At 73.3% G+C, this 20516-nt stretch carries 13 protein-coding genes, 1 pseudogene and 1 riboswitch; of the genes and pseudogenes, 7 read left to right on the top strand and 7 right to left on the bottom strand.

Annotated elements, in window-relative coordinates; all coding sequences use genetic code 11:
* Positions 1–44 precede the first annotated feature (44 nt).
* A complete protein-coding gene (locus tag ACFYP3_RS25185; protein ID WP_388836605.1) occupies positions 45–1760 on the top strand; it encodes an FAD-dependent oxidoreductase in 1716 nt (571 codons plus the stop codon).
* Between the two features lie 91 nt (positions 1761–1851).
* Here ACFYP3_RS25185 and ACFYP3_RS25180 read toward each other — a convergent pair whose 3' ends face one another.
* Entirely contained in the window at positions 1852–2385 is a 534-nt protein-coding gene (locus tag ACFYP3_RS25180) for a hypothetical protein (RefSeq protein ID WP_388836602.1), read from the bottom strand.
* 266 nt (positions 2386–2651) lie between these two features.
* A riboswitch (cobalamin riboswitch) is annotated at positions 2652–2806 on the top strand.
* 192 nt (positions 2807–2998) lie between these two features.
* Here ACFYP3_RS25180 and metE point away from each other — a divergent pair.
* On the top strand, positions 2999–5323 hold the full coding sequence (gene metE, locus ACFYP3_RS25175; RefSeq protein WP_388836599.1) for a 5-methyltetrahydropteroyltriglutamate--homocysteine S-methyltransferase: 2325 nt from the start codon (positions 2999–3001) through the stop codon (positions 5321–5323).
* A gap of 18 nt (positions 5324–5341) precedes the next feature.
* Here the strand turns inward: metE and ACFYP3_RS25170 are convergent, their stop codons facing one another.
* Together ACFYP3_RS25170 and ACFYP3_RS25165 are read right to left on the bottom strand one after the other, a co-directional pair.
* Positions 5342–6022, bottom strand: a complete 681-nt coding sequence (locus ACFYP3_RS25170) for a TetR/AcrR family transcriptional regulator (RefSeq protein WP_388836596.1) — start codon at positions 6020–6022, stop codon at positions 5342–5344.
* Between the two features lie 129 nt (positions 6023–6151).
* Positions 6152–8218, bottom strand: coding sequence for a discoidin domain-containing protein (locus ACFYP3_RS25165; RefSeq protein WP_388836594.1), 2067 nt, complete (start codon positions 8216–8218; stop codon positions 6152–6154).
* Between the two features lie 172 nt (positions 8219–8390).
* Between ACFYP3_RS25165 and ACFYP3_RS25160 the strand changes: the two genes are divergently transcribed.
* Positions 8391–13220 (top strand): hypothetical protein, encoded by a 4830-nt coding sequence (locus ACFYP3_RS25160; RefSeq protein ID WP_388836591.1) that lies wholly within the window; start codon positions 8391–8393, stop codon positions 13218–13220.
* Positions 13221–13716: 496 nt separating this feature from the next.
* Here the strand turns inward: ACFYP3_RS25160 and ACFYP3_RS25155 are convergent, their stop codons facing one another.
* Entirely contained in the window at positions 13717–13929 is a 213-nt protein-coding gene (locus ACFYP3_RS25155; RefSeq protein ID WP_388836589.1) for a hypothetical protein, read from the bottom strand.
* Positions 13930–14094: 165 nt separating this feature from the next.
* Between ACFYP3_RS25155 and ACFYP3_RS25150 the strand changes: the two genes are divergently transcribed.
* Positions 14095–14352 carry a hypothetical protein gene (locus tag ACFYP3_RS25150; protein ID WP_388836586.1) on the top strand — a complete coding sequence of 86 codons (258 nt, stop codon included), beginning with the start codon at positions 14095–14097 and terminating at the stop codon, positions 14350–14352.
* 6 nt (positions 14353–14358) lie between these two features.
* On the opposite strand, the gene ACFYP3_RS25145 is transcribed toward ACFYP3_RS25150, so the two are convergent.
* The 3 genes from ACFYP3_RS25145 to ACFYP3_RS25135 all read right to left on the bottom strand — a co-directional run bounded on the left by ACFYP3_RS25145 (position 14359) and on the right by ACFYP3_RS25135 (position 18546).
* Positions 14359–15555, bottom strand: coding sequence for a serine hydrolase domain-containing protein (locus tag ACFYP3_RS25145; protein WP_388836584.1), 1197 nt, complete (start codon positions 15553–15555; stop codon positions 14359–14361).
* 139 nt (positions 15556–15694) lie between these two features.
* Entirely contained in the window at positions 15695–17323 is a 1629-nt protein-coding gene (locus ACFYP3_RS25140) for an AMP-binding protein (RefSeq protein WP_388836581.1), read from the bottom strand.
* Positions 17324–17574: 251 nt separating this feature from the next.
* Positions 17575–18546, bottom strand: a complete 972-nt coding sequence (locus ACFYP3_RS25135) for a ScbA/BarX family gamma-butyrolactone biosynthesis protein (RefSeq protein ID WP_388836578.1) — start codon at positions 18544–18546, stop codon at positions 17575–17577.
* Between the two features lie 102 nt (positions 18547–18648).
* On the opposite strand from ACFYP3_RS25135, the gene ACFYP3_RS25130 reads away from it, so the two are divergent.
* The 3 genes and pseudogenes from ACFYP3_RS25130 to manB all read left to right on the top strand — a co-directional run.
* Positions 18649–19320, top strand: a complete 672-nt coding sequence (locus ACFYP3_RS25130; RefSeq protein ID WP_388836575.1) for a ScbR family autoregulator-binding transcription factor — start codon at positions 18649–18651, stop codon at positions 19318–19320.
* Positions 19317–20264: an NAD-dependent epimerase/dehydratase family protein gene (locus ACFYP3_RS25125; RefSeq protein ID WP_388836572.1), complete on the top strand. Its 948-nt coding sequence runs from the start codon at positions 19317–19319 to the stop codon at positions 20262–20264. Before ACFYP3_RS25130 ends, ACFYP3_RS25125 begins: the two co-directional genes overlap by 4 nt.
* Positions 20265–20370: 106 nt before the next feature.
* Positions 20371–20516, top strand: a pseudogene (gene manB / locus ACFYP3_RS25120) (phosphomannomutase/phosphoglucomutase); the annotation flags it as partial.

The following is a 20516-nucleotide window of genomic DNA, read 5'->3' as shown; positions in this document are numbered from 1 at the left end:
GTTGTCCCGTAATCCCCTCGGCGCGAGAGGAGAGAACCAAGCGGGTGAACGAGCGAGGGAAGCGCCCTCGTACAGGGCATGGAAGAGCCATGAAGGAAAACGTCGACCACCGCGTCCCTGTCCTCATCGTGGGCGGCTCGCTGGTGGGCCTGTGCACCTCGCTCTTCCTCGGCCGGCACGGCATCGGCCACATGCTGGTCGAGAAGCACGCGGGTACCTCGATGCACCCGCGAGGACGCGGTATCAACGTACGGACCATGGAGTTGTTCCGCGTCGCCCGTGTCGAGGACCGCATCCGCGAGGCCGCCTCGGTCCTGGCGGACAACCACGGCATCCTGCAAGGCGGCTCCCTCACCGGTGAGGACCAGGAGTGGCTGTTCGAGCAGATCGACCCGGGGGGCGCGCTCGCCCGCTTCAGCCCGTCGGCATGGTGCCTGTGCAGCCAGAACGACATCGAGCCGGTCCTGATGTCCGTGACCCCCGGACTCGGGGCCGACCTGCGGTTCTCCACCGAGCTCCTCTCCTTCGAACAGGACCCGGGCGGTGTGACCGCCCTCGTGAAGGACCGCGAGAGCGGCGAGCACAGCACGGTCCGCGCGGACTACCTCGTCGCCGCCGACGGGCCGCGCAGCCCGGTGCGGGAGGCGCTCCGGATCGGCCAGACCGGTTCCGGGGACCTCTTCCACAACGTGAGCATCACCTTCCGGTCCCGCAGGCTCGCGGACGTGGTCGGCGACCGGCGTTTCATCGTGTGCTACCTGACCAAGCCCGACGCCGACGGGGCCCTGCTGCCGGTGGACAACAGGGAGCGGTGGGTCTTCCACGCGCCGTGGCACCCCGACCGCGGCGAGACCCTGGAGGACTTCACCGACGAGCGCTGCGTCGAGCACATCCGCCGGGCCGTCGGCGCGCCCGACCTGGACGTCGAGATCACCGGCAAGGCCCCGTGGCACGCGGCCGAGCGGGTCGCGCAGCGGTACGTGGCCGGGCGGGTCTTCCTGGCCGGTGACTCCGCCCACGAGATGTCCCCCACCGGGGCGTTCGGCTCCAACACCGGTATCCAGGACGCGCACAACCTGGCCTGGAAGCTCGCCGCGGTCCTGGACGGCGCGGCCGGCCCCGGGCTCCTGGAGACGTACGAGGCCGAGCGGCTCCCGGTGGCGCGGGCGACGAGCGAACGCGCCTCGGCCCGGTCCGCCGAGCACAGCCACCCGGGGTACGTACCCGACCCGGAGACCGTCCCCGAGGCCCAGCCCGAGACCGCCCCGGGCGGGGGCGGACGGCAGGGCGGTGTCCTGTCCGTGGCCATGGGCTACCGCTACAACCAGGGCGCGGTCCTGGGCACCGACCCCGACCAGCCGGTCGTTCCCGAACGGATGCGTCTGCGCGGCGAACCGGGCACGCGCGCACCGCACATGTGGCTCCACGTCCCCGGGGAGGAGCAGCCGAAGTCCACCGTGGACCTCTACGAGCGGTCCTTCGTCCTGCTCAGCTCGGAGGGCACGCCGTGGAGCGGGGCGGCGGGCTCCGTCGCCAAACGGATGAACGTCCGCCTGGACGCCTACGCCATCGGCACCGGACCGGAGGCCGACCTGATCCCCGCGAGCGGCGCCGACTGGGCCGAGGCGCACGGCACGACCGCGGCCGGGGCGGTCCTCGTCCGCCCGGACGGCTTCGTCGCCTGGCGCTCGGAGGAGGCCGTGGCGGACGAGGAATCGGTCCTCTACAAGGTCCTGACCACCCTGCTGGACCGCTACTGACGGCCGCGCCCCCGACGGAGAAGGGCGCCGCCCCCGCGTGGTCCGCGGGGACGGCGCCCTTCGCCTGCGGCCTGAAGCCGACCCGATCAGGTCACCTGACCGACTTCGAACCGAGCTCACCGGGCGTCTTCGGCACCCAGGGCTCCACGGCGGTGGCCTCAGCGGGGTCCGGCTCGGACATGCTCACCCGGTAGACGGTCCCGCGATCCCCGCTCACGGGCAGCACGTGGAGCTGTTTGACCTGGTGGGTGTCGTGCAGGTAGAGCACGACCGTCTGGTGGTACGAACCCTCGTCGTAGAACTCCGCGGTGACCCTGCCGGCCGCACCCGTGCGGAACGCGGTGATCCAGTTCTCGGCGGTCTTCCGGGTGGCGGCCTGGCCCTGCCGGTCGTCGCCCAGGGCCGCCAGCTCGCCGACCCCGCCGTCGGCGATCCGCCACACCACCTGCTGGGTGATCCCCAACGTGTCCCTGGACGGATACCCGACGACGGCGAGCGGCGGGTGGCTGCTGTAGTCCCCGGCGTACGCCACTTCGTCGGCGTCGTCACCCGCCGAGCACCCGGTCAGTACGCCGAGGGCCACGACGCAGACGAGGGCGGCCCGCTGGGCCGGTCCCGGCCTCATCGGGATACCGCGGAGGATCGAATGGCCATGCTTCCCCGGTCTTTCGGTGGGCACCCGGCGCTCCGGTGCTCCAGGCGTGAGAGGAGCAACGTAACGCCCTGACCAGGACGTTCGAGCGCGGAAACAGACAAGGGGGGAGCTAACCGGCGCCCGGGTGAGCCACTTCACGCCATGACCGGTTCCGGTCCTTGCCCGCGGCCGTCGGGAACGCCGTCTACTCTGGCCGGGCAGCTGGTTCGCGCCCGTCCGCCAGGCGGGACGCGTCGTAAGAGGGAACCCGGTGGGAATCCGGGACTGCCCCGCAGCGGTGAGCGGGAACGACCGCCGTCATACGCACTGGGACCGGAACCGGTCCTGGGAAGCGACGGCCAGTAGGGGCCCGCCGGGAGACCGGCAGGCGTGCCCGCGAGTCCGAAGACCTGCCCGTTGCCCGAGCGCGAAGGACCGCGCCCGGTTTCCCGGTGACCTCGTGGGCGGGTCGGCGTGCTCCAGGCGGATCGTCGCGGCGCGTACTTCAGACGTACGCGCAACGGACGGTCGGCCCGTCCGGCACCCCTTCGCAGCCCAGGCCCGTCACCGGGCCCATGGAGACACGCTCGCGAAGGAGAGTTCCGTGACCACAGAGTCTGCAGCCACGGCCGTACGGGCCACCGTGTACGGCTACCCCCGCCAGGGCGGCAGCCGCGAACTGAAGAAGGCCGTCGAGGGCTACTGGAAGGGCCGCGTCACCACCGAAGTCCTCCGCAAGACCGCCCGCGACCTGCGCCGGACCAACTGGCAGCAGCTGGCCGACGCCGGCATCACCGAGGTGCCGACCGGCGACTTCTCGTACTACGACCACGTGCTGGACACCAGCGTGATGGTCGGCGCCGTCCCCGAACGCCACCGCGCCGCCGTGCACACCGACGCCCTCGACGGCTACTTCGCCATGGCCCGCGGCACCCAGGACGTCGCGCCGCTCGAGATGACCAAGTGGTTCGACACCAACTACCACTACCTGGTACCGGAACTCGGCCCGGACACCGTCTTCACGGCGGACTCCTCGAAGCAGGTCAGCGAGCTCGAAGAGGCGCTGGCGCTCGGCCACGGCGCCCGCCCGGTGCTGGTCGGGCCGGTGACCTACCTCCTGCTCGCCAAGCCCGCCCCCGGCGCCGCCGCCGACTTCGCCCCCCTGACCCTGCTCGACCGCTTGCTGCCCGTGTACGCCCGCGTCCTGGCCGACCTGCGCGCGGCCGGCGCCGAGTGGGTGCAACTGGACGAGCCCGCCCTCGTGCAGGACCGCACCCCGGCCGAACTGAACGCCGCCGCCCGCGCGTACCGCGAGCTCGGCGCCCCGGGCGAGCGGCCGAAGCTGCTCGTGGCCTCGTACTTCGACCGGCTCGGCGAGGCCCTGCCGGTGCTGGCCAAGGCCCCCGTCGACGGACTCGCCCTGGACTTCACCGATGCCGCCGCCGCGAACCTCGCCGACCTCGCCGCCGTCGGCGGGCTGCCCGGCAAGCGGCTCGTCGCAGGCGTCGTCAACGGCCGCAACATCTGGATCAACGACCTGGAGAAGTCCCTCGCCACCCTCGGCACCCTCCTGGGCCTCGCCGGCCAGGTCGACGTGGCCGCCTCCTGCTCCCTGCTGCACGTCCCGCTGGACGCCACCGTCGAACGCGACGTCGACCCGCAGGTCAGGCGCTGGCTCGCCTTCGCCCGGCAGAAGACCGCCGAGATCGCCACGCTCGCCCGTGGCCTCGCCGGCGGCACCGGCGCGATCGCGGCCGAACTCGCCGCCAACCGGGCCGACCTGGCCTCCCGCTCCGGATCCGCCGTCACCCGCGACCCCGCCGTGCGCGCCCGGACCGCGGCGATCACCGACGCGGACGGCCGCCGCTCCCAGCCGTACGGGGAGCGCGCGAGCGCCCAGCACGCCCGCCTGGGCCTGCCGCCGCTGCCCACGACCACCATCGGATCGTTCCCGCAGACCACCGAACTGCGCACGGCCCGCGCCGACCTGCGGGCCGGCCGCATCGACACGGCCGGCTACGAGGACCGCATCGAGGCCGAGATCCGGGAGGTGCTGGCCTTCCAGGAGAAGGCCGGCATAGACGTCCTCGTGCACGGCGAGCCCGAACGCAACGACATGGTCCAGTACTTCGCCGAGCAGCTCACCGGCTACCTGGCCACCCGGCACGGCTGGGTCCAGTCCTACGGCACCCGCTACGTCCGCCCGCCCGTCCTGGCCGGCGACGTCTCCCGCCCCGACCCGATGACCGTGCGCTGGACCACGTACGCCCAGGCGCAGACCGGCCGGCCCGTCAAGGGCATGCTCACCGGCCCCGTCACCATGCTCGCCTGGTCCTTCGTCCGCGACGACCAGCCGCTCGGCGAGACCGCCCGGCAGGTCGCGCTGGCCCTGCGCGACGAGGTGCACGACCTGGAGGCGGCCGGCACCGCCGTCATCCAGGTCGACGAACCGGCGCTGCGGGAGACCCTCCCGCTGCGCGCCGCCGACCACGCCGCCTACCTGGCGTGGGCCACCGAGTCCTTCCGGCTCACCACCGCCGGGGTCCGGCCGGACACGCAGATCCACACGCACATGTGCTACGCCGAGTTCGGCGACATCGTGGACGCCATCGAGGACCTCGACGCCGACGTCATCAGCCTGGAGGCGGCCCGCTCGCACATGCAGGTCGCCGACGAGCTCGCGGGGGCCGACTACCCGCGCGAGGTCGGCCCCGGCGTCTGGGACATCCACTCGCCGCGGATCCCGTCGGTGGCCGAGGCCGCGGCGCTGCTCCGCAAGGGCCTGGCGGCCATCCCGGCGGAACGGCTGTGGGTCAATCCCGACTGCGGCCTGAAGACGCGGGCCTGGCCGGAGACCAGGGCCTCCTTGCGGCACCTGGTCGAGGCCGCCCGCCAGGTGCGCGCCGAGATCGCCGACGACGGCGCCTGACCGGGGGGTCCGGCCGCCTCAGGCGGAGCGCGGTGGCACGACGCGTTCCGGGGCGGGCGGCCGGATCCCGTCGCCGTGCCCGCCGCAGCCGCGGTCGCCGGCGCGGTCGTCCCCGACGAGGCCGGCGACGTGGTCGGTGACCGTGTCGAGGATCGCCGTGGAGATGGTCGCGTCGCCGAGCACGAGATGGTTGAGCGTCAGTCCGTCCGTCATGGCGGCCAGATAGCGGGCCAGCACGGTGACGGGGACGCGGAGTTCGAAGCCCATGTGGTGGCGGAGCTGCTCGATGAGCTCGGTGTAGGTGTCGGCGTACAGCTCGTACTGGCGTCGCGCCAGGTGCTCGAAGCCGGGCCGGCGCAGGGCGTACTGCGTCAGCTCGTACGTGAGCATGTGCTCGCCCGGGTGGGCGGACACGTGGTCCCAGTACGCCTGGAAGCCGGCCCGGACGGTCTCCCGGAGGGTGGCCTTCGGCTGGATCGCCTCCCTCACCACGGTGATGCTGTGCTCGGTGATCGCCGTCATGACGGATTCGAGCAGGGCCTGCTTGGAGTCGAAGCAGTAGTGGAAGACGCTCAGCGACACGCCCGCCTCGGCGGAGATCGACCGGGTCGTCGTGCGGGCGACCCCGTCGCGGGTCATCGCTCGGATGGCGGCCTCGGTCAGCTGCCGGCGCCGGTCGGCCGACGGCATCCGTGCCATGGGCGGTCCCTTTCGGTTCGTGCTGCGGTGCCGTGCCGTGCTGTTCGCGGGAGGGCGGCCGGGGCCGGCCGGATCGGTGAGGATCCGGCCGGCCCCGGCACCCGGACGCCGTCCGGGCGGCGTCACGCGTCAGCTGCTGTAGACGCCGACCTCGTGGAGCGAGTACCCCCACTGGGTGCCGCGCTGCAGCCCGTGGACCCGTACGTACCGGGCGGGGGTGGCGGCGAACTGCGCCGTGTCCAGCCCGCCGTCACCGGTGGTCGTGGCCCACGCGGACTGCCAGTTCGTGCCGTCGCCCGAGAGCTCGATGCGGTACGACTTCCCGTAGGCGCGTTCCCATTCGAGGGTGACGCGCTTGACCAGGCCCGGTGTCCCGAGGTCGATCTGCAGCCACTGGTCGTCGCTCCAGTCGCTCGCCCAGCGGGTGCTCGTGTTGCCGTCCACGGCGCGGGAGGGCGCGTAGCTGACGAACGGGTTCCACTCGGACGAGCCGGCCGAGGCGGCGGCGCCCACGGCGAGGTTCACCCCGGCCTTGTGCTTCTCGGACGAACCCCAGGTGGTCAGGTAGGACTCGGCACCCCGGAACAGGTCGTCCACCACGTCCTGGCCACCGGTGAGCCGGATGTCCTCGATCCAGTCCGGGACCAGGCCGTAGTGCGCGGCGCCGTCGGTGTTCAGGTCCCAGGTGCGCACGCCGGTGGTCTGCTTGTCGATCACCGAGCCGCCGTCGGTGCTGCGGTACGGGTAGCGGACCGGGTTCGGGGTGTCCGCGCCCCGGGGGCCGGGCCAGCCGCCGACGCCGTTCATGTCGGTGCCGTAGCCGTAGCCGACCTTGTACTTCTCGCGGAGCGCGTCCGTGCGCTTGGCCTCCGCGCTGAAGGCCTCGGAACCGCTCATGTACTGGGCGACGAAGCCGCCGAGCCGGTACACGCGCTCCGTCCAGTCGAGGTCCATCCAGCTGTGCGAGGAAATCACGCCGGGGTACGACTCGGATTCGAGGATGTCGAAGGCCCGGCCCGCGGCCTTGACCCCCATGTGGTCGATCTCCAGCATCATCTTGCGTTTCATCATGCCGCGCACCGCGTACTCGCCGAGCTCGGTGAGACCGCGGGTGTTGCACTGCGCGTCCGCCGCGTAGGAGGGGACCGCCACGCCCGCCGGGAGCTGCTTCTGCGCCTCGGGCGCCGCCGCGAGACCGATGGGGTTGTCGTGCTGCGGGCCCTTGCACTTCTCGGTCTGCCAGAACGTACCGGTGGACAGGAACTGGCCCACGTTGATCGCCGTGCCGAGGGCGCCCTGGTCGAAGCGGACCCCGCACAGCGCGTTGTCGAACTTGTGGCACAGGAACATGCTGCGCACGCCCAGCTTGTACAGCTCGTCCAGGCCGCGGTCGATGTCCTCCTTGCTGCACTGGGCGATGTCCAGGATCTGCTTGCAGCCGAACGGCTCGGAGGTCTCCACCCCCATGACGACGGCCAGCTTGCCCTGCTTGATGACGTCACGGGCCTGCGCGGAGTCGGTGACGATCCGGAACCATCCCTTGCCCGGACCGCCGTACATCTTGTCGACGTACGCCTGCATGTCGTACGTCTTCTGCGCCTCCAGGCGGATCGCGGTCATCTCGTCGCAGCCGCGGTCCTTGAAGAAGTAGACCGAGCAGATGACGCCGTTGGTGACGAGGTCGTTGACGAGCACCCGCTGACCGCCGCGCCAGGCGCGTTCCACCCAGGCGTAGTAGTTCTGCTGGTGGGTCAGCGAGTCGTGGGCGGGCCAGTCCTTGAAGGTCGGCCAGCCGTTCGGGTCGTGCTTGCCGTCGCCGCCCTTGGTGATGAAGTCGAAGACGGCGAGCGTGCCGTCGGGATAGTGCTCCGGGCAGTCCTTGAGCGCGTCGGCCACGCCCTGCTCGGAGAACGGCTTGCCGCAGATGAGGCGGCCGCCGAAGCCCTCGTTGGACATCAGGTGGTCGTGCGCGTCGACGAAGCCGCGCACGCGCCCCTGGGCGTCGGTCCCCTTGAAGGGTTCGCCGGTGACGTTGATCTCGGAGTCGGGCGCGGGCCGGGCGACGGGGTTCCACCAGCCGGGGTCGGCGGCGGAGGAACTGGGCACGGGGCCGAGCACCATGGCCACCACGGCGAGGAGCAATGACAGGACCGCCAGGGGCCTACGCCTGTGGTGCGTGTGTCGGGAAATGGTCATCACTCACGTCTTCGGTCAGTGGAGGGCGCGGTCGGGGAGCCGGATCCGTCCGGGGACACGACGGTCACGACCAGCAGCACGGCTGTGGCGTGATTGTCATGGACCGCACAAGCAGTGGGTCGAGAATCGCCACTGGCGGCAGCAGAGTCAAGAGTCCGGGACAGATGACCTGATGACTCGTCAGTCCGGCCGGAGCGGCTCCCTCCGAGCCGTGGTGCCCTCGGTGTCCTGGGTGCCGGCGCTGTCGGTGGGGCGTGCGACGATCCCGGACATGATCGCCTCGCTCGCCGCCCTGCTGCCCACCGCCGGTACGCACACCTCCACCACCTACGCCGACTGGGTCGCCGCCCACGACCCGGACGCGGCCGGGACCGCACGCGCCCTGATCGAGGACATGCGCTCCGAACTGGGCCGCTCCTACGGCAAACCCGGCCGCTTCCTCGACACGATGACGGCGCGCGCACGACGGCTGCCGCCGGCGCACCTGCCGTGGTTCTGGGACACCGTCGGCCACCGGCTGATCGGCTACGGGAGCCGACCCGGCGGGCGGGCCTACGCGGCGGCGCGGGCGGCCGAGGACCGGCACGGCCTGCCGGTGGACCCGGCCTACCGCCGGGCCAACGCCCTGCTGTTCGCCAGGGGCGGGGCCATGCCGGCCAAGGAGCTCGCGGCCCACCAGCGCTTCCTCGCCGAGACGCTGGACCCGGCCGCCGCGCACACCGCCCTGGACGCGTTCCTGACCGCGTGGGCGTCCTCGCCCGCCGACCTGCCCGCGGATCTCGTACGCCGCGTACGGGCCTCCGCGAAAGCGGCCGGGCACGGGGACGAGGAGGTCGCGCGCCTGGTGGGCGGCATCCTGTCCGTCACCCGGAAGAAGTCGGTGCCGGACGCCCTGCTGACCGCCGCGGAACAGGCCCTGACGGTCCGTCCGCCCACCGACACGATCGTCGCCGGGCTGGTGGAGGTCTTCCCGGACGGGGTCACCGACGGCGGGGCGTGGCTGCGGATGCTGATCGGCTGCGGCGCGACGGAGGCGATGGAGAGCGGGCGGCTGGTGCCCGAGGGCGGACTGCCCCACTGGGTCGGGAACTTCGTCCGCATGTACCAGTACGCGGCGCAGTCCGGCGGCGGCGTCGCGCGGCAGCCGCTCCCGGCGGAGTTCCTCGACCTGGTGGGCCGGCTGGGGCCGCGGCTGCGCGCGGCGGGCGACCCGGTGACGGTCCACACCACCCGGCACCACTACCAGGGCCTCGACGCGGACGTACTGGACGCCTGTCTCGCCGCCGGGGTCGCGGTCGTCGACCCCGGCCCGGAGACGCGGATGCACTTCTGGGGCGAGCGGTCCCGCCGGGACCTCGCCGCACTCGCGGCCGACCCGGTCTTCGGCCCCCGCCTGGAGGGGCGCGTCCACCAGGACCTGACACCCCGCTGGTCGGCGGCGGGGGGCCGCCGGCCCGGGTCCGCGGTGACGCTGCTGCCCGGCAACGACGGCATCGCCCACGAGGTGGCCGGGCGGGTCGGCAAGCTCGTCGACACCGTCGCGGGCGGCGGCATGGCCGGAGCCGAGGAGGCCGTCGCCGAGCTGGAGGCCCTGCTGGACCGGCCCACGGTGAGCGCGCTCGGCGGGATCGCCGACGCCCTCGCCGGAGCGGGAGCGGCCGGCGCGCTGCGGCGCTCGCTGGCGGCCGGCCTGCCGGAGGAACTGGCCTGGCCCGCACTGGAGTCGGTGTACGCGCGGTTCGCGGCGGACGCCGGGCCCGAGGCCGCGGACGAGCCGCTGCCCGGGGTGGCCGGGGTCACCTGCACCTGGCCGGTGCTGACGGTGTTCGGACGCGACCGGGCGGTCGCCGTGGCCCCGGACGGGGAGCGCGGCTCCTGCCGGTTCACCGTCCCGGACGGCGCCACCATGTACGCCGTCCACTACGTGGGCGGATCCTTCCTGGTGAGCTGGACCCTCAAGGCGAGCCCCTACTTCTGCGACACCGCCGTCTGGGCCGACCGTCCCGAGGAGCCCTTCACCCCCGACGAACGGCGCGGCCTGGTGCCGTTCGGCGGCAGCCTGGACGGGGCGTACGGCTTCCAGTTCGAGACCGCCGACGGGGGCGGCCGGCACGGCGGCCGGCGCGTGCTGCGCCCCGGCGGCACCGAGGGCATCGACGGGGACGAGCTGCAACTCGGCGACGGCACCCGGATCTGGACCAACGCCGTCTTCGGGCGGCGGCCCTGGGAGGTGGCCGACCCGGTCACCGGGGAGTGGCGGGGCGCGAGCCCCCTGCCGGACTTCCCCGGCCGGCCCGCGAACGCCGACCCGGCCGCGGACCCGTCCGAGGAAGGCATGAGCCTGGCCCTGGAGGCGCTGCAACTCGCGCCGCTGCCCGCGGGCGTGGACGGCTCCCCGCTCGGCAGCCGGGACGGCCTGGTCGGGACCCGGGTGCTGTTCCGCAACCGCCACCGCGACCACCCGCGCGACCACTACCTGCTGGAGAGCGTGGACGGGCGCACCGCCCGGTTCGACATCGACCGTCAGGGCCAGGAGCCCTGGGCCGTGTGGGCCCCGCCGGAGGGCGCCGTCGAGGACGTGGTCCTCGCCGAGGCGGAAACCCACACGGGCGTGCGCGCGTACACCGCCGGCGGCGTCCTGCTGTGGGAACTGGACGGACACCACTCACCCCGGCACCCGCGGGTCAGGCCGGTCCGGCGGGCCACCGCGTCGGGCGGCGTGGCCCTGCCGCCCGCCTTCTGGTACCTGCTGCGGACCCGGGACGCGGCCGGGTCCCGGGCACTGCGCGCCGTGGGAGCGCAGACGGCCGACACCCTGCTGACGGCCGCCCTCGACGGCCGGCCGGCGCTGCGCACGGCCGTGGCCCGGGAGTTGCCCGAGGTCACCGACCCGGTCCTGGCCGAAGCCGTCGTGGCGGTGGCCGCGCGGGCCGCCCGGGTGGAGGAGCGCCGGCGCGCCCTCCACCGGCGCGTCACCCTGCTCATCGAGGCCGCGCCGGCCCTGCCGCGCCGGTCCGCACCGGACACCGAACTGCTGCCCGCGCTGTTCGGGCTGGTCTCCAAGGGGGAGCGGCCGACCCGGGACGTGGCCCTGCCGGCGACGCTGAGCGCGCTGGCCTCCGACGGTGCCTGCCTGGCCGGGACGATCGTGGAGGAGGTGCGGCGGCTCTCGCCGCCGGCGCCGCCGCGCGACTGGTCCCAGCTGCTGGGCACCATCGACGCCGCGGCCTGGCGGGCCGCGGTGGCGCCGACCCCGGACACGGACCGGGCCGCGCTGCTCGCGCTCCTGGACACCTGGGCCGGCCTGCCGTTCGCCCGCGCGGACAGCCGGTGGTGGGTGGGCCGGGCCGACGCCGGCACCCTGGACGGCCTGCGCGCGGGCGGCACGGCCGTGGCCTCCGCCGCGGTGCGGGCCGGAGGATCCGCCTGCTGGTTCGTCGCCCCCGCGGCGCCGGACGCCGACGCCGACCCGGTACCGGCGGCCGTCGCCGAGGCCCGCCCCGTCCGGGTGGAGCGGGACGACGCCGCCCGGCTCCGGGCCCTGGTCGAGACGGTCGACGCGCACGGCCCGGTCCCGCTGCCCGAGCCGGCGGCCGAGCGCTTCGCCGAACTGACGGGCGTGCGCAGGGCCGTGGCCCGGCTCGTCGTGGCCGGCCTGGTCGGCCGGTCCGACCGGGACGAGGACCGCTCCCTGGCGCGCAAGGCCCCGTACAAGGCGACCCCGATGACGGCCGAGGCGTACGAGCGGCTGCGCACGCGGCTCGGAGGCGCGGGCCGGCGGGCCGTCCTGGCCGCCGCCCTGCCCGAGGACCCGGCCGAGCTGTGGCAGCCGGGTGGGGTCCTCGCCGCCGTGGAACGGATGGCTGGGGTGTGGCGGGAGCTGATGGGGACGCAGCCCGCCCTGCACGAGGAGGCGGCCGACGCCCTGGAAGCCGACCTCGACCTCTCCGAGGTGTGGGCCCGGCGGCTGGCGGGCGGTTACGAGGCCGCCGAGGACACCACCGTGGAAGCGGCCGGCTGGGAGCTGGCGGCGACCCGGTACGGCAACAAGGTGGAGGTCAGGGCCGTGCCGCCGGCCGGACCCGCACTGCCGTACGGCACCCCCGTGGGCCTCGACCTCGGGCGGATCGCGAGCGCGCTGGTGTGGGCCTGGACGGACCGGCCCGTCGGCGATCCGGCGGTGGCCGGGGCCATGGCCCTGTACGAGCGGCTGCGGGCCGAACTGGAACGCCCGGAGCTGCTGCTGGAGCTGCCCGGCGGGAAGGTCCACGACAGCTCGACGCCGATCGCCGAACAGTTCGGGCCGGCGCGGCTGCCCGTCGTGAAGGGCCGCTACGCGGAGGAGGGCCCGGTGACCGTGGCCGCCTACGACTCCGGGCCGCTCGTCGCCTGCGCGCCCGGCGGCGCCGCGTTCCTGCGGCCCGCGGCGGCCACCGGCCCCGAGGTGTGGACCCGGCTGCGCGCGATCAACGGCCTCGCCGAGGCGCTGGACCGGGTGGCGCCGCTGATGCCCGGCGGCGGGCTGGAGCGGATGATGCTCCGGGCCCGCTCCGGAGCCCTGCCGGCCGGCGCGTACGAGGCGGATCCGCGGCAGTCCTGCCCGGACCTGGTCGCGCGGGTGGGGGCCGAGCTCGGCGTGGGCGCCGACGCCGCGGCGCTGTACCTCCAGCTCGCCACCCTCGCCGCGCCGACCGACCGCAACGTCCGGCGCTGGAACGGCTGGTCGGCCAAGCAGCACACGCAGGCCCGCACGGAACTCCTCGCCACCGGCGCGGTGCTGGAGGCCAAGCGGGCGCGGGCGGGCCGGACCCTGTTCCTGCCCGGGGAGTGGACCGAACTGAAGGCACCGCACCTGCCGCTGGAGACCGCGAAGCTGGCGAGCCACCTGGTGCGACCGCTGTGGCGGGGCACGATCCTGGGCCCGTACGTCCGGATCCTCCCGACGGCGCCCCTGCACGAGATGTTCGCGGAGGCCTGGGAACGGCACTCGGGCGGGGTGTGAGGGACGGGTCGCCTGCCGGTCGGCTGCGCCGCTTGGGCGGGGTCGGGGGTGGGGGCCGGTTGGGGTGGGGGTGGGCGCGCTTTGGCTGCGCCGCTTGGGCCGGTTGTGGTGGGGGCGGGCGCGCTTTGGCTGCGCCGCTTGGGCCGGTTGTGGTGGGGGCGGGCGCGCGCCGGGGCGTCTCCTCGGGCGCCGAACGTGTCGAGTCGGTCGGATACCTCGGCGGCAGTGCGTTCGGCACCCTGCGGGGATCACCCCGACACACACCCACCCCCACCCCAACCGACCCGCCTGCTACCAGTGCCGACGCACCATCCAGCCCGGCCACACCCATCCAGCCTGGCCGCACCATTCAGCTACGCCGCACCAATTCAGCCCCGCCGGCGTTTGAGGCGCGGGGTGCGGGGCGGAGCCCCGGGCTTTGAGCCGCACCCTTCGGCTTCGCCGCGCAAAATTCAGCCTCGCCGGCGTTTGAGGCGCGGGGCCGAGGCCGTCGGGGTCAGGGTTCGCGGGCCAGGACGCGGCGGGCGGCCTCGGCTTCGGCCGCCGGAGGAGACAGCTCGTCGAGGGTGTCGAGCTCGTCGTCCGACTCCAGTTCCCGCTCCCAGGCGGCCGCAAGACGCTCCTGCTCCTCGCGCGGCCTGCCGCTGACGGCCTCCCGGTGGTCGGGGTCCAAAGCCGCGAGAAAACGTCCGATCGCGTCCGCGGGCATGCCGTGCTCCTTCTCGCCGTGGGGGAGGGCCCGCGGCCCCTGCGGGACCGCGCCCGGCCCAGGATGGCGAACCCCGGCCGACGTCGGCGGCCCGACACGCGGCTCACCCGTCCGGTTCCCGGTGTCGGTCCTGCGCGACGCCCGTGGGCGGCCTACCGTCGGGGTATGAGCGAATTCGTCGTCGTGTACGAGCTCGGCGCACCGGCAGAGGGCGGCGAGCCGTCCCCGCCTCGGGTGCACGCGGCGCCGGCCGCCCCCGGCATGACGGCGGTCCCCGGCCCGCGGACCTTCTGCGGCAGGGACACGTTCGCCATGCGGAGGGCCTCCCGGCAGCCGTCGGATCAGCCCGGCTCCGCGTGGTACGACCCGCAGGACGCGAGCCTGGTCTGTCCCGCCTGCGACGACGCGGCGGGCGACGGCTGAGGTGGGTCAGCGCACGTCGTGCTCGGGCAGGTCCACCTCGGCCGGGGCGAACCCGAAGCCGCGCTTGGTCGCCTTGGCGGTCTGCTTGCCGCAGAACGCCGCTTCGAGGGTCCCGCCGAGGGCCGTGTTCGCCTCGCCCTTGTTCGATGTGTTCGCCATGGCGGCGAGACTGCGGCGGCCGTCGCGGGTGGAGAAGGCGTAGGTGTAGAAGCCCTGCACGGTGCCGGTGTGCCCGTAGACGGACGTGCCGCAGGAGAGGTCGTAGCGCCGCAGGCCGAGGCCGTAGAACCGGGTGTTCGTGGCGTCGGTCGGGGTCACGGTGATCATGGCGTCCAGCAACCGCGCGGGCAGCAGCTTCCCGCTCAGCAGGGCCGAGGTGAAGGTGTTCAGATCGGCCGGGTCGGAGATCATCGCACCGGCGGACTGGGCCCACGACGCCGTCTGCTCGGTGGAGTCGACCAGCGGCCCGCCGGCCTCGTCCGGGTGGAGGTAGCCGCGCGCGTGCACCCCGCTGATCTGCGTGGCGGGGTGCACGTACGCGGTGTTGCGCAGCCGCAGCGGCTGGATGATGCGCCGCTCGTACTCCTTGGCCACCGGGTTGCCGGTGGCCTTCTCGATGAGCATGCCGACGACGACGAAGTTCGTGTTCGAGTACCCGTACGCGGCGCCGGGCTCGCCGGTCCGCGGCTTGGCCAGTGAGAGGTCCACCAGCTCCTGGTAACCGAAGACCTTGTTGCGCACGGCCTCGAAGCCGGGCACGGTGTGCTCGAACATGGCGTCGGTGTAGTCCGCCAGCCCGCTGCGGTGGCTGAGCAGATGACGCACCGTGATGCGGTCGTCGGGCAGCAGGCCGGGCAGGTAGCGGTTGACGGAGGTGTCCAGGTCGATCCGCCCCTCGCCCACCAGCTGCAGCAGGACCACGGAGGAGAACGTCTTGGTGACGCTGCCGATCCGGAAGCGGGCCTGGGGCTGCATGGGCGCCCCCGTGCCCCGGTCGCGTACGCCCACGGCGCGGGTGCGGGTCCCGTCGGGGCCGCTGAAACGGGCCAGGGCGCCCGGCGCTCCCGCGTCGGTCGTGTTCACCAGCGCCCGGGTCAGCGCCTCGAGGTCGGGGGTGGTCCCGGCGGCGTGGGCGGTGGTCGCCGGAGCCACCGCGGCCATCACGGCGAGCAGGGCTGTACTGAGGGCCAGACGGCGGTTCATGGGCAGGCGCACTGTGTTCCTCTGGTCAGAAGGTCGGCACGGGGCAAGTGAATGAGGTGTCGGGCCCGCTGGCGGTCCCTGACGTCCATTGAAGATCATCAGGCAGGTGGGGGTGTGGTCCGGTCCGCAACGCGCGGCGTCAGGAGGGCAGTTCCAGCAGTCGGAGCGCCGCCTCGCGCATCTCCACCTTGCGGATCTTCCCGGTGACGGTCATGGGGAACTCCTCCACGACGTGCACGTAGCGCGGGATCTTGAAGTGGGCCAGCCGGCCGTCGCAGTACGCCCGCACGGCGGCCGCGGTCAGCGGCTCGGCCCCCTCGCGCATCCGCACCCACGCCATCAGCTCCTCCCCGTACTTCGCGTCGGGCACGCCGATGACCTGGACGTCCAGGACGTCCGGATGGGTGTGGAGGAACTCCTCGATCTCGCGCGGGTAGAGGTTCTCCCCGCCGCGGATCACCATGTCCTTGATCCGGCCGGTGATGCTCACGTAGCCGTCGTCGTCCATGACGGCCAGGTCGCCGGTGTGCATCCAGCGGGCCGCGTCCACGGCCTCGGCGGTCCGCTCCGGCTCCTCCCAGTAGCCGAGCATGACCGAGTAGCCGCGGGTGCACAGTTCGCCCGGTTCCCCGCGGGGCACCGTCAGGCCGGACTGCGGATCGACCACCTTCACTTCGAGATGCGGCCCGACGCGGCCCACCGTGGACACGCGCCGCTCGACGGAGTCGTCGGCGCGGGTCTGCGTGGAGACCGGCGAGGTCTCCGTCATCCCGTAGCAGATGGACACCTCGGTCATGCCCATCCGGTCGATGACCTCCTTCATCACCTCCACCGGACAGGGCGATCCCGCCATGATCCCCGTCCGCAGGCCGGACAGGTCGTACGCGTCGAATTCCGGCTCCGCCAGCTCGGCGATGAACATGGTGGGAACCCCGTAGAGCGAGGTGCACGACTCCGATTCCACCGCGGCGAGGGTGGCCGCCGGCTCGAAGGACGGCGCCGGGATCACCATGGCGGCGCCGTGGCTGGTGCACGCGAGGTTGCCCATCACCATGCCGAAGCAGTGGTAGAAGGGCACCGGGATGCAGACCCGGTCCTGCTCGGTGTAGTGGCACAGCTCGCCCACGAAGAAGCCGTTGTTGAGGATGTTGTGGTGCGAGAGCGTCGCGCCCTTGGGGAAGCCCGTGGTCCCCGAGGTGTACTGGATGTTGATCGCGTCGTCCGGGCTCAGCGCGGCCTGCGCGCGGGCCAGCTCCGCCGGGTCGCCCTGCCGGCCGCGCTCCAGCAGGGAGGTCCACAGGGGCCCGCCCAGCAGCGCCACGAACTCCAGCAGCGGGCAGCGCGGCCGCACTTCCTCGATCATGGCCGCGTAGTCGGAGGTCTTGAACCGGTCGGCCGCGGCCAGCAGCCGGATCCCGGACTGCCGGAGCACGTACTCCAGTTCGTGGGAGCGATAGGCGGGGTTCACGGTGACGAGGATCGCCCCGATCTTGGCGGTGGCGTACTGCACCAGCGTCCACTCGGCGCGGTTGGGGGCCCAGATGCCGACGCGGTCGCCCTTGACGATGCCCAGGTCGAGCAGGCCGAGCGCGAGCGCGTCGACGTCGGCGGCCAGCTCCGCGTACGTCCACCTGCGCCCCGCGGCCACGTCGACGAGGGCGTCGCGCCCGGGGAACCTCCGCACGGTGCGGTCCAGGTTCTCGCCGATGGTGTCGCCCAGCAGCGGCACTTCGCAGACCCCGGACGCGTAGCTCGATGCGGCAGACACATGGACCTCCTGGACTGGGTGGCGAGAGCGGGGCCCGGCGGTCCGGTGTCCCCTCGTGAACCGCGCCGACGGGACTCTCGCACACGCCGGAGCGGACACGCGTGCGCCGACCTGCGAGGATGGCTTGAAATGGCGGTCGCGGTGGCTGAGACCCCTTCGAGAAAAGGCGCCTGCCGGGCGGTGACCCGGTCAGGCGCCTTCGTCGTTCACCCAGCCGGTTGCCTCCGGCCGGTCACTTCAGGGCGCAGGGATCAGGGCGCGGCGTAGACGCGGAGGGGGACGGGCGCCGCGGTGGTGATCGTCGCCGTGGCGGTGAAGACGTCCTCGCCGTTCTGGCGGGCCAGGACGCGCACGGGATGGCGGCCCGCCGGGGTCGTCCCGCCGGGGGCGGCGAGCGTCTCGATCCAGCAGGGCGAGTTCAGCTCCGCGTAGCGGAAGAACCGCATCTCGATGTCGGTGAGGACCCCCCGCCGGGGGAAGGCGGACCCGTACGCGGCCTGCCGCACGGCTTCCAGGAGCAGCATGCCCGGGGCGTGGTCGACGGGGTGGTCGAAGAGGATCGGGTGGTTGATGTCGGCCCGCAGCTGCGTGCGGTGCGCGGAACTGGTGGGGGACAGGACCACGTCGTGGAAGCGGTCGCGGCCCACGCGGCGGGGCGTCAGCGGCGGCGGCAGCGGGATGATGCGGGCGGCCACCTCGTCGAGGTCCGCGTTCGTACCGCGAAGGCGCTGGTAGACGGCCTGCGGCTGGTTGGTGAAGCCGGCTTCGGCGGTGCCGAGGAGCTCCCCGTCGCGCGTCGCGGTGACGTGCATGGTCAGGCCCGCCAGTCTTCGGCCGCGGCGGGTGACATCGGAGCACCTGATGCGGAGTTCGATGTCGGCCGGCGCCGGCCCGACGACGAGGGCCTCCGGATGCGCCGAGTAGCTGAAGGTGTCCCAGATCTGGCGGTGGCCGAAGGGGACCTCGTAGGCGACGTGGCTCAGGAGCGGAATGGCCTGGCGGACCGACTCGGCGAGGAGGAGGGGGTCGTGGTGGCCCCCGTCCGGCGAGTAGAAGCTGTGGGCCCGGGGCCACTGGGCCGTGACGACGTACTCGTCGGGCGCGACGGTGCGCCAACCGGTGAGCAGGACTTCGGAGTGTGCGCTCTTGTGGACGTACTCCCGCGGTAAGGCGCTGCTGAGTGCGGCGACGGACGAGACGGAGTGATCAGCTGACACAGTCATGGTTGAGCCCCCCTGGACATCGGACATGAGCTGGTGCTTGTGTGGCGCTGGGTCCTAAAATAAAGGATGTTCGTTTTTTTTGTCGAGAGAGATTAGGTGTCCATGTCAGAGCGAAAGCCGCAACGCGCGCCTCAACTCAGGGCAGTTCAGACCAAAGCGGCCATCCTGCGGGCCGCCGCGGAGGTCTTCGACGAGTTCGGCTTCAGCGGGGCCAGCATCAGCAAGATCATGAAGCGGGCGGACGTCACCCAGGGCGGGATGTACTTCCACTTCAGCTCCAAGGAGGAGCTCGCCTACGCCGTGATGGTCGGCCAGGGCGACGGCCTGGTCTTCCCCGAAGGGGAGGACGGGCTCCAGCACCTGGTGGACATCACGCTCTACCTCTCGGAGGAGCTGCAGCACAATCCGGTGCTCCGGGCCGGCGTCCGACTGGCCGTCGAACAGGGCGAGTTCGGCCTGCGTGACGACGTCGCCTACCAGGCCTGGGTGCTGGAGTTCCGCCAGCAGCTGCGCTTCGCCCGCGCCAAGGGCGAACTCCAGCCGGACGTCGACGACCACGAACTGGCGTGGGTGCTGGTCAGCTCCTTCACCGGCGCGCAGCTCTTCTCCCAGGCGTCCACCGGACGCGCCGACCTGCCGCAGCGGATCGCCTCGCTGTGGCGCTACCTGCTCCCCGCGGTCGCCACCGAGGAGACCCGCCGGACCATGCGCCTGACGCTGCCGCCGACGCAGCGGCCGAAGGAACCGGAACCCGGGCCGGAGCAGCGGGGGTGAGCGGCCGTCACATCGTCGTGACCGGGGCCACGGGATTCGTGGGGTCGGCGGTGCTGCGCCGGCTGGCCGAGCAGGACCCGCAGGCCGTGGTGGGCGCGGTGTCCCGTACGCGTCCCCCCAGCGCGTACGGAGGGCGCTGGGTGGGCGCGGACCTGACCGATCCGGAATCCCTGCGCGGGGTGTGCGACGGCGCGGACGTCCTGCTGTCGCTGGCCTCCTCCATCGGACCGGACGCCGAGCGCTGTACGGCGGTCAACTCCACCGGCACCGCGGCCCTGATGGCACAGGCGCGCCGGGCGGGCGTGCGGCGCATCGTCCACCTGTCGACCTGCGCCGTCTACGGGCCGGGCCCGCACACCGGCCAGGACGTCGGCGAGTTGACGCCCGCCCCGGTATCGGCGGCCAGCGGCAGCCGGCTGGCGGGGGAGCAGCCGGTGCTCGACGCCGGCGGGCTGGTCCTGCGCGCGGGGCTGGTGCTGGGCCCGGGCGACCGCTGGGTCGTACCGGCCCTCGCCGACGCCTTCCGCCGGGTACCAGCCGCGTGGGGAGGCGGCGCGGGACTGGCCTCCTTCGTCGACGTGGACGACCTGGCACGGCTGATCGCGGCGTTCGCGCTCGGGGACGGCGCCGCGCCCGCGGGCATCCTGCACGCCCACCACCCGGCGCCGGTGCGCAACCGCGACCTCATGGCCGCCCTCGCCGCCCACCGGGTGCTGCCGGCGGCTCCCGTCGGGGACCTGCCGTGGCCCAGGTGCCTGGAGGCGCTGGCCGCGACCCCGGGCTGGGTGAGCGAGCGGCAGTTCACCCTGCTGGCCGGGGACCACTGGTACCGCGCCGACGAGGCCTGGCGGATCGCCGGGATCGCGCCGGGTCCCGGCCCGCTGAGCCGGCTCGGCGCGGCGGCCCCGTGGTACCGGGAGAGGGGCGGGACCGCCCCGGGGTGAGGCGATCTGCCAAAGCCTCAGCGCGTTGGGGGGCGGCCGGGCTGTGCCGGCGAGGGCGGCGGGTAGCGTCCGGGACACAGCCGGTCACCCCCAGAAGGAGTGGAAAATGCCCGACCTTTCGAACATCGTCAAGGCGTACGACGTGCGTGGTGTCGTACCGGACGAGTGGGACGAGTCCTTGGCGGAGCTGTTCGGTGGTGCGTTCGTCGAGGTGACGGGTGCTTCGGCGATCGTGGTGGGGCATGACATGCG

Source organism: Streptomyces sp. NPDC005533 (assembly GCF_042871845.1).
Taxonomy (GTDB): Bacteria; Actinomycetota; Actinomycetes; order Streptomycetales; family Streptomycetaceae; genus Streptomyces.
The sequence above is the reverse complement of the archived record's forward strand: the minus strand, read 5'-3'. Positions and strand labels throughout refer to the sequence as shown.

Coding starts and splice junctions, on each gene's coding strand:
- ACFYP3_RS25170 (WP_388836596.1), bottom strand. CDS start 6,022: ATGGCACGGATGCCGTCGGCCGACCGGCGCCGGCAGCTGACCGAGGCC.
- ACFYP3_RS25160 (WP_388836591.1), top strand. CDS start 8,391: ATGACTCGTCAGTCCGGCCGGAGCGGCTCCCTCCGAGCCGTGGTGCCC.
- ACFYP3_RS25180 (WP_388836602.1), bottom strand. CDS start 2,385: ATGAGGCCGGGACCGGCCCAGCGGGCCGCCCTCGTCTGCGTCGTGGCC.
- ACFYP3_RS25145 (WP_388836584.1), bottom strand. CDS start 15,555: ATGAACCGCCGTCTGGCCCTCAGTACAGCCCTGCTCGCCGTGATGGCC.
- ACFYP3_RS25165 (WP_388836594.1), bottom strand. CDS start 8,218: ATGACCATTTCCCGACACACGCACCACAGGCGTAGGCCCCTGGCGGTC.
- ACFYP3_RS25155 (WP_388836589.1), bottom strand. CDS start 13,929: ATGCCCGCGGACGCGATCGGACGTTTTCTCGCGGCTTTGGACCCCGAC.
- ACFYP3_RS25135 (WP_388836578.1), bottom strand. CDS start 18,546: ATGACTGTGTCAGCTGATCACTCCGTCTCGTCCGTCGCCGCACTCAGC.
- ACFYP3_RS25150 (WP_388836586.1), top strand. CDS start 14,095: ATGAGCGAATTCGTCGTCGTGTACGAGCTCGGCGCACCGGCAGAGGGC.
- ACFYP3_RS25130 (WP_388836575.1), top strand. CDS start 18,649: ATGTCAGAGCGAAAGCCGCAACGCGCGCCTCAACTCAGGGCAGTTCAG.